Genomic DNA, 19,169 nt, shown 5'->3' with positions numbered 1-19,169 from the left:
AATATTTCAAATTTTAAGATAATATTGAAATCAGATTTATGATAAAAACTAATTACATTAAAACTCTTGGACCGGGATTAATGTGGGCTGCGGCTGCAATTGGGGTATCGCATTTGGTACAATCTACTCGAGCAGGAGCTTCCTTTGGTTTTGAACTAATTTGGTTAATAGTAATTGCTAATCTTCTGAAATATCCATTTTTTGAATTTGCTCCGCGCTACACAGCTTCCACCGGCGAAAGCTTGATTGACGGCTACAGACGACTTGGAATTCTTGCGGTGATAGTTTATGTAGTTCTCACAATTTCTACAATGTTTACAATTCAATCAGCAGTTACTGCAGTAACAGCCGGTTTGTTTGCTCATGTTTTTGTAGATTCCTTCGATAGTTTCTCCTGGGCAATTATAATAATCTGTGTTTCTGCCTTAATAATTGCAATTGGAAGGTATTCATTGTTAGATAAATTTATTAAGGTTATTATTATAATTTTAACTCTTTCGACAATCATAGCCATATTTTCGGCAAGTTTTAAAGGATTCAATCCAAACCCGAGATTCTCAAAATCATTTAGTTGGGATACCGATATTGCGTTCATAATAGCTTTTGTTGGTTGGATGCCCTCGGCGATTGACATTTCGGTGTGGCATTCGATGTGGATACTTGCCAAAAAAAAAGCAACAGGATATGTCCCAAAACTTAAAGAGGCTCTGTTCGATTTTAATATTGGATACATTGGAACATCAATTCTTTCAGTAATTTTCCTAATGCTCGGAGCTTTTGTAATGTACGGCACAGGCGAAACTTTCTCCGACAAAGGAACTATTTTTGCTTCTCAGCTCATAAATTTATATACTGAAAGCATTGGCAATTGGGCAAACATATTTATTGCCATTGCAGCCCTTACAACAATGTTTAGCACAACAATAACTTGTCTCGACGCATTTCCGCGAGTTTTAAGCCCAAGCACAGAAATAATCTTCCCGAAATTGAAATTCAAAACAAATATTTTGACATGGATTTGGCTTCTAATATTAATAGTTGGGACATTAACTATTCTTCGATATTTTGCCGAAAGCCTGAAAACTCTGGTTGATATAGCTACAACTTTATCGTTTATGACTGCACCGATTTTAGGTTACCTAAATTTTAAGGTGGTAATGGGAAAAAATGTCCCTGAAGATTCAAAACCAAAGTTATGGCTTAAAATATTAACGTACATTGGTTTAAGCTTTCTAACAGGATTTGGAATATATTTTCTGATATGGCGATTTATATGATAATAATCTTATTTGAATTATTCAATATTAACTATTTTTGCGTTTTAAAAAATTATATAAAAAGTTATGACATATATTATTACAGGTAGTAATCTTACAATTGAAGATGTAGTTAGAGTAGCCAGAAATGGCGAAAAAGTAGAACTTCACTCCGATGCCTTAGAAAGAATTAAAGTTTGCCGTGCAATGCTCGAAAGAAAAATTGCTGCAGGTGAAATAATGTATGGTGTAAATACCGGCATAGGAGAATTTTCAGAGGTAGTTTTAAACAAAGACCAAGTTAAAGATTTCCAAAAGTATTTAATCTATAATCATGCTGCCGGAATTGGCGATCCTGCACCAATTGAATACATTCGAGGAGCTATGCTTGGCAGAATCAATGTTCATGCACATGGAAATTCAGGTTGCCGTCCGGAAATCACTCAAACTTTGGTTGAAATGCTAAACAAAGGTGTAACACCTTTTGTTTGCCAAAAAGGATCGGTAGGAGCTTGTGGAGATTTGGCTCCAATGTCGCAAATTGCTCTATTGCTGATGGGCGAAGGAAAAGCCTATTTCGAAGGTGAATTATTGGAAGGTAAAGAAGCTTTGAATAGAGCAAACATTCCAGTTCCAGGACTTAAAGCTCGTGATGGATTAGCCACTATCAATGGTTCAAATGTTCTCACTGCTATGAGTGCTATTTTTCTGTACGATGCAAATAATTGGCTCAAACAAGCAGAAATTGCCACAGCCATGTCGTTAGAAGCTCTAAAAGCAAATATGCGACCATATTCTGCAAAACTCCACGAAGTCAGAGGATTTAAAGGCGCAGTACGAAGTGCTGAATCTATTAGAAAAATGGTAGCAAACGGAGATTTGGCAGAAAATAGAGTGAAATGCAAAGTACAAGATGCTTATTCTATGCGTTCGAGCCCACAAGTAATTGGTGCAGCTCACGATGCACTTGCTTACGCACGCTCGCAAGTAGAAATTGAATTAAACGGAGTTGGAGACAATCCTATATTTTTTCCGGAAGAAGACCTTCAATTATCGGGTGCAAACTTTCAAGGAAGTCCGGTATCAGTACCAATGGACATGGCCGGATATGTAATTACCATGGTTTCAGTTCTATCAGAACGCCGACTGAACAGATTAAATAATCCTGCACTAAGTGTCGGATTGCCAGCATTTCTAACAAAAGGAGCAGGAATGTTTTCAGGATTAATGTTAAGCCAATATACTGCCGATATGCAAATTGTTGAGCAAAGAATTTTATCAGCTCCGGCTTCAATACAATCCATTCCGGCTGCTGCCGACCAGGAAGACTTTGTCTCGATGGGAATGAATACTGCAATAAAAAATTTCCAGATTTTAGATAATGCCTATGGAGTGCTGGGTATTGAATTTATGGCTGCTTCACAAGCTTTAGATTTCCGTGAATATAATTTTGGAAACGGAGTTTCAAAAGCAAAAGAAATTGTAAGAAAATATGTCGATTTCTTAGATATCGATCGTCCTCTATACCCAGATCATACTAAAATGAAAGAATTAGTAAAATCTTGCGAAATTCTTGAGGAGGTAGAAAAAGAAGTTGGAAGTTTGGAGTAAAACTTAGATAAATTATGAATTTTTGATTTGAATAGCAACCTTAAATAACAATTTACAATCTATAATTCATAATTTGAAAAACATAATTTGAAGAAAAAGTTTGTAACAAATCTTGGCTTAGTTCTATTACTAAATCTGCTGATAAAACCATTTTGGATTTTTGGCATAGAAGTAAAAGTGCAAAATGTAGTTGGAGCAGAAAACTATGGTTTGTATTTTTCACTGCTAAGTTTTTCGCTAATTATAAATATTGTTTTAGACTTAGGTGTTACAAACTACAACAACAAAAATATTTCTCAACACAACCAATTGTTGACAAAATTTTTGTCGAATATAATTGTACTCAAACTAATATTAGCTGTTGCCTATTTTGCTATTAGCATGATTGCAGCAGTTATTATTGGTTATAATATTGTTCAAATAAAATTGTTACTGTTCTTGGTTTTTAACCAATTTCTAATCTCATTTACACTTTATCTGAGGTCAAATCTAAGCGGCTTGCAATTGTACAGAACCGATAGTATTTTGTCTGTTCTAGACAAAACTATCATGATAATAATTTGCAGTTTTTTACTTTGGGGGAATTTTTCTACAAAACCTTTCCGAATAGAATGGTTCGTTTATGCTCAGACTGCTGCATATGTTTTAAGCTCAACAATAATTTTTTTGATTGTATTTTCTAATGCAAAATTTTTAAGATTAAAATTCGATTATAATTATTTACGAGTTATAATAAAACAGAGCTACCCTTTTGCAATATTAGTTCTAATAATGGCAACATACAACAGAATTGACTCAGTTTTATTAGAACGACTATTAGAAAATGGGAAAGAACAAGCAGGAATTTATGCTCAATCTTTTAGAATTTTAGATGCAGGAGCAATGTTCGGATTTTTGTTTGCAGGCTTGCTTCTGCCAATGTTTTCCAGAATGCTAAAACAAAAAGAAAATATAGGTCAATTATTACAACTTTCTTCACTTCTTATCTTAATTCCTGCAATAATTCTTGCAATTTGCTCATATTTCTATAATGTCGAAATTATGGACTTGTTGTACAAAGAACACATTCTTGAATCCTCAAAAATATTCACCCTTCTGATGATAGGATTTGTAGGAATTTCTACAACCTACATTTTCGGAAGCCTTCTCACAGCTAATGGCAGTCTTAGAGAGCTTAACATTATGGCTAGCATAGGATTAGTTATAAATATTGTTTTAAACATAATTTTAATTCCAAAATATCAGGCACTTGGAGCAGCCAGCTCAAGTCTTGCAACTCAACTGTTTACAGCAGTTGCCCAAATATTTATAGTGAAAAAGAAGTTTAATTTTCCCACAAACTATATTTTAATTTTTTCAATACTGTTTTTTATAGTTACTATTTTTATTTTTGGGTATGTATCTAAATTATATTTTACAAATTGGATATACGGATTTTTTGCAATTGTAATATTTAGTACATTATTAGCATTTTTTACAAAACTTATCAGCGTCAAAACACTTTTTGAAATTGTGAAAGGAGACGAATAAAAAAAATATTCCAATAGAATATAGTTGTAAACTTGCGGCAAATGGGAAACAAATTCCAATAACAATCAGTATTCATTTATAAAGTTGTAAATACAAAAGTTACAAAGGAACATCTATTTGTAGCCCTCTACCACCTTTTAGAAAAATTACGAAAAAATTTCAAGCTAAACTAATTATATATATTTTTGCCAGCTAAATTTTTAAAAAATATATAATGGCAAAAGCAGAAATTCAAACGGAGAAAGGAATCATGAAAGTCAAATTTTATGAAAAAGACGCTCCAAAAACGGTTAACAATTTCATTAAATTATCGAAAGAATCATTTTACGATGGATTGACTTTTCACAGAGTAATTCCCGATTTTGTAATCCAAGGAGGATGTCCCGATGGAACTGGTGCTGGTGGCCCCGGATATTCTATCGATTGTGAGTTAGATGGCGAAAATCAGCATCACGAAGAAGGTGTATTATCGATGGCACATGCCGGTAGAAATACAGGCGGATCTCAATTTTTCGTATGTTTTAATCGCGATAACACTCAACATTTAGATAGAAACCATACGGTTTTCGGAAAAGTTTACGAAGGTTTAGATGTAATCGGAAAAATTCAGGGAGGCGATAAAATTGAAAAAATTATTATCTTTGACGAATAGAAGAATCTGACGTAATAGATAATTAAATAAACCAAAAAATCAGACAAATGAGTTTTGAAATATTAGGAAAAATAATTGAAATTTACGATGAAGTTCAAATTTCAGAAAAGTTTAGAAAACGCGAATTTGTAATTGAAAATACCAGAAGAAGCAACGATTATGAATTTGTTGAAACAATAAAATTTCAGCTAACCCAAGACAGAACCAATGTTTTGAAATCGTATAATATTGGCGATGAAGTTAAGGTAGGATTCAATATTAGAGGCAGACGCTGGGAAAAAGACGGGAATGTAAATTATTTTACGAATTTGGAAGCCTGGAAAATTGAAAGACAAAGTCAATCGAATGGGCAGGCTGCTCCTCCCCCACCATCAATTAACGACATTCCACCCGAAACAGAGGATGAAGGGAATGATTTGCCGTTCTAAAGTTTATATGCAGGCAAAATCTTTCATAGGATTTGGTTTTTAGTAATTGGTAAATAAGTAGATGCTTATGTAAATAATTATTAGCGAAAATTAAGAAAACGCCAATAACAAGTTTATCGATCTGTATAAATTCAGAAATCCCTTAGTTTTGGAAAGACGATTTTTAACATTAGAGAAACCAAGTTATTGGCGTTTTTTGTTGCCAATATTTTAATTTCTTTGCATAAAATAGATTGACTTAAATAATAAACCATTATGAATTATTATAGATAATAGCAAAATATATATTGGAATTTAAACTCAACCATAAATTAATCTAATACATCTTGATAAAAGCATAATATGAATATGATAAGGTTCCTAATTTTAATTGGTTTTATTTTAGTACATAATAATTGTACTAAATCTGATGATACCCCAGTTGAGATAGATTATGATTTTATCCTTGCTGGAGTATCTGACTCAGCAAATTATATTCAAATAAATGACACAATTACTTCTGATAATTGGCACACAATATATAAGTTAGATATCAATAATGATGCAATTAATGATTTTGAATTTGTCTCAAAATCTCATGTGGATCAAGGTGGAATGGGGGGCGATTTTTCTAGTTCGATACATGGAATTAATAATACTGAAATCATGGTAGGTATTACTAAGAGATTAATATACACTTATACTGATACACAACTTTCAGATAGCACACATGTACTTGATACATTAATTAATTCGACTGATGAAATCATTCCTATTATACTTAGCCAGCATGATATAGTAGATAGCAATGGAGTATGATTAAAGGATTCAGAAATTAAATTCTGTCATACCTGGACGGGTTTTTCGTACGAACCTCCTTTGGTTACATTTAATCGTGGATATTTATATGGCTGGAGTAATTTAGAAAATAAATATTTAGGATTTAGAACTATAACTGCTAATGATTCAATATATGGCTGGATAAACATTAAGATAGATGGTTTTACTAAGATAAATATTATTAATGCTGCTTACAGATAAAACTGGCACTAATGAATAGAACTATCAACAATAGATTGTAAAGTAATTGCTGTTTGTGGCAATTTCGAGCCTTTGAAATCAAAACCTGAAATTATCTACACTACTCTAACAATTTTCTCATTAGAAACATACCAAAGATAAGCTTCAATATTTGAATAATTCTACTTATTATAACCAAAATTTTGAAAGGTTGTACCTAATCTTATGTTTAGATTAAAATTTACCTCCCAAAACAATGCTTTTTAACAGTATTGGCTTTACTATATTTTTACCAATAGTTTGCAGCAGATAAGGTCAGAGTAATTTTAATTTTTAACAATTCATATGACTATTCCGGATTTTCATTGATTATAGTCGCATTGATTTTTATATTTCAAATATATGGTGACTTTTCAGGCTGCTCCAATATTCTAATTGTACTTTAAGACTATCCAGATTCAATTTGAAGCAGAAAAATCTAGTAGTATAATATTGCTAAGCCATATTAGCATAAATTCTCGTCATCTGGGCTAAATACATTTTATCAGTCATCGTCCACCTTCGAAAAATAAACCAAGTAGTATCAATCAATCAATTTATATCCTATCCCCCTTACATTAACAATCTCAATTCTTGAATCTTTGATAAGATACTTTCTTAATTTGGTGATAAACACATCCATGGAACGTGCATTAAAGAAACTGTTATCTCCCCACAATTTCATCAATACAGCATCTCGTTCTAACACCTGATTCCGATTTTCACAAAGCATTCTTAAAATCTCTGTTTCCCGGTGAGTCAATTTTTTTTCATTTCCTTCAAATAGCAAGGTCTGCCTTTCGGTGTGGAATTTATAGTTACCAATATTGAAAATTATGTCCATTACTTCTCTGCTTAATTCACTCTTCTCTCTTCTTAGAATAAATTGCATGCGAACAAGTAGCTCTTCAATACTAAAAGGTTTTTTGATGTAATCATGAGCTCCCAATTCAAATCCTTTTACTACGTCGCTGGTTTGTGATTTAGCAGTTAAAAAAATGATAGGGATATTCTTGTCAACAGTCCTTATCTCTTTAGCCATTTCAAATCCATCCATCCCGGGCATCATCACATCTAATATACAAATTTCGGGTGACATGGTTTTGAAAGCCTGCAGACCTTCTTTTGCATTCTTACAAAAAAGTACATCAAAGCCACGACTTTCCATACTCTCCTTTACAATCATACCTAAAGACTCTTCGTCTTCGACATATAAAACTCTAATTGCTTCCATCGCTTAATGGTAATTGAATTACAAATTCACTTCCGACACCTGGCATACTAAAAACATAGATTTGTCCTTCGTGTTGTTCAACAACATGTTTCACATAACTCAAGCCCAATCCAAAACCTTTCACTGAATGCATACTATTTCCAGGAGCCCTGTAAAATTTATCGAAAATCAACCTTTGATGATCTTTGGAAATACCAATACCATTGTCTTTTATCCTTAATTCAGCCATACCATCTTTTATTTTGCATTTCACATTTATAACAGGAATTTTATCACAATACTTCACTCCATTATCCAGAAGGTTATTAATAAGATTCTGAATATGCATCCTATCAGCAAATATTTGTATATCACCCATTATCTCTTCTACAATCGAAGTTTTATCCTCATCCTGTAATCTGAAACGCTCAACAACATCTTTTGCAATATCAGAAAGATATATGACTTCTTTATTAAGAACAACTTTCTGCTTCTCATATGCAGAAATATCAAGTACTTTATCAACCATTGAATTCAAGCGAACCAGTTCTTTTTGGGAAATGTTCAGATAGTTTTTTGTTTTTACTTTATCATCCAATACTCCAAAGTTTTGCATCGATTCAATAGCTGCACTAACAGTAGCAATTGGAGTCTTACATTCATGTGTCATATTATTAATAAAATCATTCTTCATATCCGACAACTTCTTTTGTCGCATAATCACCGTAAGCATATAAATGAAAGTCCCTATAACAACAATAACCAATAATAATGAAGTAGACAAAGACATCCACATATTCAATAATAGAAAACTTGCTTTCTCAGGAATGACAACTCTTAACTCAGGACTCTCAGTGTAAAGTTTGTCAATGCAAGCCTTAGTATCTGGATTTTGAAAATCAACAGAATCACCTTTTGTTGATCCTATAAATTTTCCTCCTTTATACAGAGCCATTTTATAATCCAATTCAAGTCCCGTTTCGAGTAAACTTTCTTTATAAAGAGAATCAATTGATTCAAGTTGTGTTGCATGACCAGTTAAATCAGCAATAACTCTTAGCATCATATCTTTCAACGAACCATCCATACTAAAATCGGAGGATGTTTCAACAATGAAGGTCGTATCACCCATAATTTTTGCAGAATCAGGAAGCTTATCAAATGGAAGACCTTCGAAAGGTATCATTTCATCATCAGTTCCGGATATATGAATAGTAACATTTTCAGGAGGAATAGTGTCACTTCCACTCAACATTCCAATTAATTCTTCAAGTATAGTTGAATCACCTGATTGATACATATTAGATGATATATCTATCTGGCCTGCTCCATTCAGTGTACTATCCAACATAGGGAGTTTATCCTTTGTCTGATTAATGATATCATTTTTAATAGCACTTTGTAAAGCAGCCTTGATGTCTTTTTGAAAGCCTTCCTCATTAATTTTATAGGTATTAATAATCCAGTAGGACTGAAAACCGATAACACCTATTATCGGTAAGATCATTAATAGTAATATGTAATGTAATTTCTTCATATTTAAAATTTATAAAACAAAAGTACTTACAATTAAATTATTACCAAGTTTGTTAACACTCGATAACAATAGATAACCTTTCGATAACATATATTCTTTGATATTAGTAATACATTTGCATCAAAATAAAACCAAAAAACTTTTAAAATGAAACAAAGACATTTAATCCTTACATTATTTCTGGGAATCATCTCATATTCACTTTCAGCACAGAAAATTATTGAAGGTATTATTACTTACGAACAAAAGATTAATGTTCATGCAAACCTCAAAGGTGCTCAGAAAGCGATGAAAGCTTTTATTCCTGAATTTGCATCTTCCAAAATGCAATTACATTTTAAAGATGGTAAAGCCAGAATACAGGAAGTAAAGGAAGAGTCTAAAGATGGAATCATGATCAACACATCATCAGCTGATATGTTACTGGATGCTGAGAATAAGAAAATGCTCTCATTTACTAAATTGGGTGAAGAGAAGTTCTATACCGTAAATGAATTCGACCCGGAAGAATATAAGCTGGAATTATTAGAGGATACTAAAGAATTAGGTGGTTACACCTGTAAAGCAGCAAATATGGTATCTAAAGATGATATGACTTTCACAATATGGTATTGTCCTGAACTTTTAATGTATTATTCTCCTATGGGATTATTACCAATAGAAGGAATGGTTCTTGAAATTGAAAGTAACATGCTTAGCTATTTATTCCAAAGTATTGAAGAAAAAGTGGTTGATGAAAAACTACTTACAAAACCGGAAGGATATACACTGGTAACTGAAGAGCAATTGATGGATCTTACTGAAGAACATATGGAAGAAATACAAAAATCTATGGAAGGAGCGCATTAATTATCAAAAATCGGCACTCTATATTCAAATTTCAAATATTAAAAAATAAAAATCATGAAACTCAATATAACAGAATTATCGAAAACATATTCCAATGGTGTTAGGGCTTTGAATGATCTTTCACTTGAAATTGGAGAAGGAATGTTTGGACTACTAGGACCTAATGGCTCCGGTAAAAGCACATTAATGAGAACCATTGCTACATTACAATCTGCAGATGCCGGCAGTATTATGCTGGATGATATAGATGTGTTAAAGCAATCTGATGAAGTAAAGAAAGTCCTTGGATATTTACCTCAGGAATTTGGTGTTTATCCAAGAATAAGTGCACAGGATTTATTGGATCACTATGCATTACTAAAAGGCATCATTAAGAAGAAAGAACGAAAAGAAAGTGTTACTAACCTTTTGGAGATGGTGAATCTTTATCAATACAGAAAGAAGTATGTTAGCACATTTTCTGGAGGTATGAAGCAGCGTTTTGGAATAGCTATAGCACTATTGGGTAATCCTAAACTCATAATAGTGGATGAACCTACTGCCGGACTTGATCCTGCCGAAAGAGTTAAGTTTAATAATCTGTTAAGTGATATCAGCGAAGAGAAAATCGTAATTCTTTCTACACATATTGTGGATGATATCAGCGACTTATGTAACAATATGGGTATTATAAACAACGGTAAATTGGTTGTTCATGGAAAACCAGATTTACTAATAAATGAGATTAATGGTAAGATCTGGACAAAAAGGATTGAAAAAGCAGAATACTCTGATGTATCAAACTCATTTAATGTAATCTATTCCCACCTTAATTCAGGAAAACCTTTGGTTCATGTATTTGATGAAGAGCACCCCGGAGATGGTTTTGATAATTCACCGGCTTGTCTTGAAGATGTTTATTTCACAGCATTACGTAATTAAACCTATAAAAATCATGCTTCTACAAATAATATCGTTTGAATTACGTACAGCATTGAACAGCAAGGTAACTTATATCTACTTTGCAATAATGTTTGCCCTGACATTTATGTTTATTAATGCTGTGGGTGGAGCCTTTCCTGCTATACAAATAGGAATAGCAGGAGATAATATCAAGCTCAACTCCCCAATGGTAATTGATCTTGTATTATCATTCTTTAGTTTTCTTGGAATCTTTATCACTGCCGGAATTGTAAGTAATATCATTTATAAGGACTTTAAATATGATAGTTTGTCATTAACTTTCACTACACAGGTAAGCAAGTTCAATTACCTTATGGGAAGATATATAGCAGCATTACTGATTAATATTCTCGTTTTTCTTGGACCTGCTTTTGGAATTCTTATAGGATCAGAGATGCCCTATCTTAACAGCGATATGTTTGGAGACGTGATACCTATGGCATATATCAATACTTATCTTTCTCGTATTATTCCAAATCTGTTTTTCATTACAGCTCTATTCTTTACATTAACTCTATTATTAAGAAATATAGTAATCAACTGGTTTGTGATCATTGGATTATATGTGCTTTATGCTGTAGGTGGGAGAATGATCAACGATTTAGACAATCAAACTCTCGCTGCATTATTGGATCCATTTGGAATGGCTTCTTCAATGAAAGTAAGTTCAAATTTCTCTGCTGATGAAGCTAACACTCAATCTATTCCATTAGAAAGTGTTTATCTGTTAAATCGTATCCTATGGGTAATCATTGGTGCTATCACTTTAATAATTGGTTATTTCAGGTTTAATTTTTCGTTTGATATTGATAAAATTAAAATCAGAAAGAAGAAAGCAAAATCATTTGAGAACAATATACAAACAAATGGTTCTGAGAATTATATAGACCGACAAATTAATACTGTTCAACCTAATTATGGACTAAAACATAATTTACTGTCTTTTATTAGTCTGTTCAGAAGAGAGTTCAAAGGATTGATCACGAATATTTACTTTATTTTGATTATGATTATTGGTATTGGTTTTCTGATCACCACTTCTCAAGCAATAGGAAAGATATTTGACACAGTCACTTACCCTGTTACCTATCAGGTAATTGAAATCCTTGGAGGCACTTTCAATCTGTTTGTGATGATCATTATAATACTCTTTTCAGGAGAGATGGTATGGCAATCACGAAGTCTGAAAGTGCATGAAACAGAAAACATCTTACCTGTTAATAACTGGCACCTGTTGGGCTCTAAGATCACAGCTCTAATAACTATAATCTTTTCGATGTTAAGTATGCTTGTTATCACTGGAGTTATTGTTCAGGCATTTAATGGATATTATAATTTCGAAATTGGCTTGTATATTAAATCAGTTTTGGGATTACAATTCACATATTATATACTGATAATACTATTTGCATTTTTTGTACAAATATTGGTTAATCACAAATTTCTTGGCTATACCCTAATAATCATCTATTATATCTGGGATGCTCAATTTGCCGGTGCAGTTTTACAGAACAATCTGTTCATTTATGGTGAAGGTCCTTCTTATATGTATTCGGATATGAATGGATATTCTGAGGGTATGTGGGTAGTTTTAATATATCGTTTTTATTGGTTTGCCTTTGCAGTCTTGCTATCAATCCTTGCTAACCGATTTCTTGTAAGAGGAACAGAAGAAGGTTTTATTAAGAGATGGAAGAACTTTAAAACAAGCTGGTCAAAAATACGTATCGCTATTCCTATATCATTAATAGTTTTTCTTACAACAAGTGGATTCATTTTTTACAACACTAATATTTTAAATGATTTCAACCGTTCTTATGAATTTGAGAAAAGGATGGTGGAGTATGAAAGAAAATATAAGAAATATGAAAATATTACTCAGCCAAGAATAACTGCAGTCGATACAAAATTTGACTTATATCCTGAAGGCGGTGATGCACATATAGATGGTCAATATATTCTGAAGAACACCTCAAACACTCCTCTTGACACATTGATACTATCAATGGATAGAGAGACTGTAAAGTCAGTTAATGTAGATGGTGGGTACTCAACTCTGATTGAAGATGATATGCAAAAATTCCATATGTATAAGCTGAACCAAAGGCTTCAGCCAGATGATTCTACAGTGCTGACTTTTGAGTTTGATTATAAAGTAAAAGGCTTTACAAATAATGGTGTAAGAGTAATGACCAATAAGAATGGGACTTTCCTTAATAGTGGAATCTTACCTTCATTAGGATATAATTCAGGTGCAGAGCTCAATAGTAAAAAGCTTAGAAAGAAACATGATCTACCGAAAAAGGAAATCGAAAATCGCAGAGATGATGTAGAAGCTGTAAAGAATAACTTCATTACTGATGATGCCGACTTCGTCAGATTATCAGTTCAAATTAGCACTTCTGAAGATCAGACAGCCCTTGCTCCCGGTTATTGCAAAAAGCAATGGACAGAAAATGGCAGAAACTATTTCCAGTATGCAAGTGATGTACCGGTGATAAATTTCTTTGCAGTATTATCTGCAAAATATGAATTGGTAGAAGACAAATGGACTCCAGAAGACAGTGCACAAAATCCTGTGGCTATAAAGGTATATTATCATATGGGACATGAGTATAATATTCAAAATATTATTGATGGAGTGAAAGCTTCACTGTCATATTATTCGAAGAATTACTGCGAATATCCTCATCCGGAGCTTAAGATCATTGAGTTTCCTCGTTATGGATCTTTTGCTCAATCATTTCCGGCCATGATCCCATTTTCAGAAGGTCTTGGTTTTATTGCAGATCTTAGGGAAAAGGAGGATGAGGATATAGATTTTGCAGATCTTAAGATAGATTATCCATTTTGGGTAACAGCCCATGAAATGGCTCATCAGTGGTTGGCTCATCATATAATTGCTGCAGAAACAGAAGGAGCACAAATGTTGATGGAATCAGTAACACAGTTCAGTTCTCTTAAAGTTATTGAAGATTCATTCGGAAAGGAAAAATTGAAGAAATTCCTTCGTCAGGAGATGAACCGATATGCTATGTCACGTCAGAATGAGAATTTCGAAGAACAGCCACTTGCAACAGTCTGGGGACATCAGTCGGCAATATATTATCAAAAAGGGATAATTGTATTGAATGCTTTGAATGATTATTTAGGAGATGATAAACTTGTTAAAGTAACCAGTGATTTTATCAATAAGTATAAGTTCAAGGGAGCTCCTTATGCGACAACAGCAGAATACATTGATGAAATCAGAAAAGTAACTCCTGACTCATTACAATATATTGTAACAGACTGGATGGAAAAAATCACTTTCTATGATTTTGAAGTAAAAGAAGCTACATACGAAAGAAATGAAAAGCTGGAATACTTTATGAACCTGACTCTTGAAGCCAACAAGACATACTCAGATGGTCTGGGTAAAGCTACGCAAGCAGAAATGAACGATTATGTTGAAATAGGCGTGTACAATAGCAAAGAAAAGGAGATTTACCTTGAAAAGGTAAAGTTGAATTCAGATGAGAACAAGCTTAGAATAAAGTTAGGCCGTAAACCTTCGAAAGTAGTTATTGATCCATGGTATAAATTGATTACTAAAGATGTAGATCAAGCGAGCATGAAAGTAGTTAAGGATTATAATTAGCCCCATATTTTAGCCATTTTCAGAAATACTTAAACAATGTATCGGAAAATATGTCTATAATAAATCTACCCTACCATCACAATTTTCTCAATAGAAACATACCAAATATAAGCTTCAATATTTGAATAATCCATTTGTTGGAGACAAGCGACATATTCTTTTATTTGTGTTTTATGCGACTGACTTTCCTTATCTCCAAATTTATAGTCGATTACAATTACTTTATTTTCATCTACCAAAACACGGTCAGGAATTTTCGTTTTTCCATTTTTTAGCAAAATTGGACTTTCTCTTTTTACAAGCCACTTTTCTGAAAACCAATCGCCTACGACTTTATCTTCCAAAAGCCTACTTACTTTTTCTATATAGAAATTCATATTCTCCTTCGAAATTGAGCCCTCGCTAATTAAAATATTTACAGCAGGCAATAAATCTTCCTTTGTTTCAATTTTTTCGAGGAGGTTGTGTAAAACTATACCTTCCTGAATTTTATTTACCCTGCTTTCATCAGAAAGTTCCTTAATTTCTGAGTGTTTTAACCTAAGTTTCAACCTATTGTCCGACAGATTAATCGGATACTCTAAAATTTTATAATCAGACCTTTTTAGTTCAGCAGTTTGATTTTGAGATTTGATTTTCCCCAGTGTCAAACATTTTGTATCCGTATCCCAAAATTTATCAAGCTGAATAAGTTCTCTGCTATTTTCATTTTCTGAATTTTGGGAAATAGTATTTTGAATTAGATTTCCAATATTATCAATTTTGTCTTTTTGCTCATATGGCGAAAATGTTATGAGACCTTCTTTTGCACGTGTAAAGGCAACATAAAGCAAATTTAAATTGTCGATATATGTTTTTAGTTTCTCCTCAAAATATTCGTTACTAAATATAGTTTCTTCAAGTTTTGAAGAATAATTCAATGGAATATTTTCTAATTTATTGAATGGTTCAATTTTGGTTTTGCACCAAATTATATCACTGTTTAATCCGGTTTTGTCAATTTTCCAATCGCAAAAAGGAACAAAAACAAATTTAAATTCCAAACCTTTCGATTTATGAATAGTTAAAATCTTTATTGCATCCTGATCTTCTGAAGTACTTATTGCTTTTGTGTTGCCTTCTTCGTCCCACCATGCGATAAATGAATTTATGTCGGCAGCATCATTTTCTGTAAATTCATGAATTAAATTTAAAAAAGCATGCACGAAATGAAAATCTTCAGGTTTTTTATTCAAATTTAAAACACCAATAATGTATTCTGCCAATTCTAACAAAGGTAGTCTTGACATAAAAAGCAAATTTTCAGAAAACTCCTTTGGCAGAAAGTCATCGAACAAACAGTTTTCTTCATTTTGCAAATGATAAATAAAAACTGAATACAAATCCCTATTAAAACTTTCAGTTGAATTATGGTATCGCAAATATTTGTAAACAAAAGTAATTTTCGACAAAGAGTCTTTATTTGAATTCAAATATCTCAACACTAAAACAAGAATTTGTACAACTTCGGAACTGTCAATTTTCAGTGCTTCATCAGAAATCACATCATATTTGTATCTATCTGAGGCTTCATCGGAATTTTTATATGTCAAAATAAAATCTGCAATCTGTTCAGCCTGAGCTTTGGTTCTTACCAAAATTGCAATATCTCGCAATCTGAAATTTTTGTTTTGCAAATTTTCTATTTCCGAAACAAGATTAATTAAAGCTGTTTCCTTCCAATCTTTCGAATTTTCATCTTTTTCAATAAACTGGCATCGAATATAGCCACCATCATTTATATTATTGTCGGGAATTCGCTGAAAAACATCGGAATACGATTTATGAATTTGGCTTTCTAACTTTTCAAAAAAACTATGCTCAACATTACTTTCCTGCACTTTTGAATTAAATAAATCTTGCATTATTCTTACAGAAGCAGAAAAAATTGAATTATTAAAATCAATCACATTTTTTCTACTTCTCCAATTGTGATTCAAAATTCTAACATCAGATTCAAAAGGAAAAACGTCTTTTTCGATTTGTTGCGACAAAATTTTCCAATCACCGTTTCTCCAACGATAAATTGCTTGCTTTACATCTCCAACAATCATACATTGTCTATTTTCTGCCAAACTGTTTAATATCAGCGGCTTAAAATTATTCCATTGCATTGCCGAGGTGTCCTGAAATTCGTCTATCATAAAATGCTTAAATCTGTTGCCGGTTTTCTCGAAAATGAATGGCGAATCGTTCTGATTTATAACAGATTGAAGCAAATGAGCAGAATCATTTATCATAAACAAATTTTCATCTTCACAAACTTCCTTTACATTTTTGGAAATATCGGTAAGTATTCCAAGAATATAAATTCTGTCTAAAATCACTCTGGCACTATTTGCTATGTAAAATTGTTTATCGTATGTTTCTTTTGCACTAATTAATAATTGATTAAGACCATTTTGAAAAGCACTTTCAATATCAGAAATTCGTTTTGAAGATTTCTTATACCATTTTGAAACATCATCAATAGCCTCTTGAACTCTGGTTCCGTAGGAGAATTTCTTTTTTGTACTTAAATTAATAAAATGCCCAAAAACTCCATTTTTACCATATGAGAAATCATTTGTGTCGAGGCTATAACTATTTGCAAGCTCAATTGCACCATTTCCAATGTCAACCATTTTTTGCTGGAAATCCCTAATTATTATTTGCAATTGAGACATGTATGAATCTAAAAAATGTTTGTCTGACATTTTAACTATTGCAGCCAAATCGAAAGTTTTATAACTTTCCTTTAAAATTTCATTTGAGAATTTTAAAAGTTCATTTTTAATATTCCATGATTTGCCGTCCTCAATATTCAATTCGATAAATTTGAGCAACCACTTTTTTAAAGTATCACTTTTATTTATTGCCTGGAACAATCTATCTATGGCACTGTTCAGAATTTTTTGTGTATCAAGTTCAAGCGAAAAACCAATTTGTAATCCAATTTCTTTCACAAACGACTGAATTACAGATTGAAAAAATGTATCAATTGTTGATACTGAAAAATATGAATAGTTGTGAAGAATATTCGACAATACAATTTTTGCTCTTTTATCAATTTCATTGTTTTCAAGATTCAACTGCTTAGATATTAACTCTCTATAATTCGACTTTTCGCTTTTGCATAGATTATTCAATTCCGAAAGAATTCTACTTTTCATTTCTTCCGTAGCTTTGTTAGTGAAAGTTACAGAAAGAATATTTTTGTATAAATTTTCATTGCTTAAAACATTCAATAAATATTCTTCAGTAAGTTTAAATGTTTTACCAGAACCAGCCGATGCTTTATAAATTTGTAATTTCGACATATTTTATCTTTGAAGTTCAAAGATATTAAATAATTAGTAAGGAATTACTAATTTTCCTTTAAAATGATTTTAACATATCTGGGATGCTTTGAGAATAGTAAATATATACCATCAAAAAAAGACAGTTATGTTGTAAAACATAATTGTTTTGATAAATAAGATGTATTTTTAAAGTTTAAAATAATTAATAATTTAAAAAATATAAGATATGAAAAACATTGCTGTAATTGGTTCAGGAACAATGGGTAACGGAATTGCTCACACTTTTGCTCAATTTGGATATAAAGTTTCCTTAATAGACATTAATGGAAAAGCCCTTGAAAAAGCAATAGTAAAAATCACTAAAAATCTTGATAGACTTTTAAAGAAAGAAAAAATAAGTGAGGAGACTAAAACTCAAACACTTGAGAATATTAGTACTTTCACTACAATAAAAGAAGGTGTAGCCGATGCTGATCTTGTTGTGGAAGCTGCTACTGAAAACCCAGAACTTAAATTCAAAATATTTAGAGAATTAGATAATCTTTGCAAACCAGAGGCAATATTAGCTACTAATACTTCATCCATTTCAATAACAAAAATTGCAGCTGTAACCTCACGAGCTGATAAAGTAATAGGCATGCACTTTATGAATCCGGTGCCAATGATGAAACTCGTAGAAATTATTAATGGCTACAAAACTTCTGATGATATTTGTAAAACTATAGTTGAAACAGCCAAATCACTTAAGAAAGTTCCTGTTGTGGTGAACGATTATCCGGGCTTTGTTGCAAACAGAATATTAATGCCAATGATAAACGAAGCAATAATTAGCTTGCACGAAGGAGTTGCCGGTGTTGAAGAAATTGACACAGTTATGAAACTTGGAATGGCTCATCCAATGGGACCACTTCAATTGGCCGATTTTATTGGACTTGATGTTTGTCAATCAATTATGGAAGTACTGTATCAAGGTTTAGGAAACGACAAATATGCACCATGTCCGCTTCTTGTAAATATGGTAGCTGCCGGAAATCTTGGAATTAAATCGGGCGAAGGCTTTTATAGCTGGTCGCACGGAACGAAGGAATTGATTGTTTCAGAAAGCCTCAAATAATTTCAGATTCGCTTTATAAAAAAAGCCCTTTCAAGTAAA

At 32.3% G+C, this 19,169-nt stretch carries 14 protein-coding genes; 11 read left to right on the top strand and 3 right to left on the bottom strand.

Annotated elements, in window-relative coordinates:
- Positions 1-41: 41 nt before the first annotated feature.
- From HN894_08710 to HN894_08680, 7 genes are all read left to right on the top strand, one after another.
- On the top strand, positions 42-1,277 hold the full coding sequence (locus HN894_08710; GenBank protein MBT7143405.1) for an Nramp family divalent metal transporter: 1,236 nt from the start codon (positions 42-44) through the stop codon (positions 1,275-1,277).
- Between the two features lie 66 nt (positions 1,278-1,343).
- Complete coding sequence (locus HN894_08705) at positions 1,344-2,867, top strand: aromatic amino acid lyase (GenBank protein ID MBT7143404.1); 1,524 nt, start codon at positions 1,344-1,346, stop codon at positions 2,865-2,867.
- Positions 2,868-2,954: 87 nt separating this feature from the next.
- Entirely contained in the window at positions 2,955-4,397 is a 1,443-nt protein-coding gene (locus HN894_08700) for an oligosaccharide flippase family protein (protein MBT7143403.1), read from the top strand.
- A gap of 214 nt (positions 4,398-4,611) precedes the next feature.
- Complete coding sequence (locus HN894_08695; GenBank protein ID MBT7143402.1) at positions 4,612-5,049, top strand: peptidylprolyl isomerase; 438 nt, start codon at positions 4,612-4,614, stop codon at positions 5,047-5,049.
- A gap of 47 nt (positions 5,050-5,096) precedes the next feature.
- A complete protein-coding gene (locus HN894_08690) occupies positions 5,097-5,477 on the top strand; it encodes a DUF3127 domain-containing protein (protein ID MBT7143401.1) in 381 nt (126 codons plus the stop codon).
- Between the two features lie 342 nt (positions 5,478-5,819).
- Positions 5,820-6,275 (top strand): hypothetical protein, encoded by a 456-nt coding sequence (locus tag HN894_08685; GenBank protein ID MBT7143400.1) that lies wholly within the window; start codon positions 5,820-5,822, stop codon positions 6,273-6,275.
- Positions 6,276-6,335: 60 nt separating this feature from the next.
- Positions 6,336-6,497, top strand: coding sequence for a hypothetical protein (locus HN894_08680; GenBank protein ID MBT7143399.1), 162 nt, complete (start codon positions 6,336-6,338; stop codon positions 6,495-6,497).
- A gap of 562 nt (positions 6,498-7,059) precedes the next feature.
- Here HN894_08680 and HN894_08675 read toward each other — a convergent pair.
- Both HN894_08675 and HN894_08670 read right to left on the bottom strand, forming a co-directional pair.
- Entirely contained in the window at positions 7,060-7,749 is a 690-nt protein-coding gene (locus tag HN894_08675) for a response regulator transcription factor (protein ID MBT7143398.1), read from the bottom strand.
- Complete coding sequence (locus tag HN894_08670; GenBank protein ID MBT7143397.1) at positions 7,736-9,079, bottom strand: HAMP domain-containing histidine kinase; 1,344 nt, start codon at positions 9,077-9,079, stop codon at positions 7,736-7,738. Before HN894_08670 ends, HN894_08675 begins: the two co-directional genes overlap by 14 nt.
- Before the next feature lie 333 nt (positions 9,080-9,412).
- Here HN894_08670 and HN894_08665 point away from each other — a divergent pair, with 333 nt between their 5' ends.
- The 3 genes from HN894_08665 to HN894_08655 are packed head-to-tail and all read left to right on the top strand — an operon-like array spanning position 9,413 to position 14,696.
- Positions 9,413-10,114, top strand: coding sequence for a GLPGLI family protein (locus HN894_08665; GenBank protein ID MBT7143396.1), 702 nt, complete (start codon positions 9,413-9,415; stop codon positions 10,112-10,114).
- Positions 10,115-10,168: 54 nt separating this feature from the next.
- Positions 10,169-11,035 (top strand): ABC transporter ATP-binding protein, encoded by an 867-nt coding sequence (locus HN894_08660; protein MBT7143395.1) that lies wholly within the window; start codon positions 10,169-10,171, stop codon positions 11,033-11,035.
- 13 nt (positions 11,036-11,048) lie between these two features.
- Positions 11,049-14,696: a hypothetical protein gene (locus HN894_08655; GenBank protein ID MBT7143394.1), complete on the top strand. Its 3,648-nt coding sequence runs from the start codon at positions 11,049-11,051 to the stop codon at positions 14,694-14,696.
- 65 nt (positions 14,697-14,761) lie between these two features.
- Here the strand turns inward: HN894_08655 and HN894_08650 are convergent, their stop codons facing one another.
- The gene (locus HN894_08650) at positions 14,762-18,034 is read right to left on the bottom strand and encodes a UvrD-helicase domain-containing protein (GenBank protein ID MBT7143393.1); all 3,273 of its coding nucleotides are present in this window, start codon (positions 18,032-18,034) and stop codon (positions 14,762-14,764) included.
- Positions 18,035-18,242: 208 nt separating this feature from the next.
- Here HN894_08650 and HN894_08645 point away from each other — a divergent pair, with 208 nt between their 5' ends.
- A complete protein-coding gene (locus tag HN894_08645) occupies positions 18,243-19,130 on the top strand; it encodes a 3-hydroxybutyryl-CoA dehydrogenase (GenBank protein ID MBT7143392.1) in 888 nt (295 codons plus the stop codon).
- Positions 19,131-19,169 lie beyond the last annotated feature (39 nt).

It is taken from the genome of Bacteroidota bacterium, from assembly GCA_018692315.1.
GTDB lineage: Bacteria > Bacteroidota > Bacteroidia > Bacteroidales > JABHKC01 > JABHKC01.
This window is presented reverse-complemented; position numbering and strand designations above follow the sequence as displayed.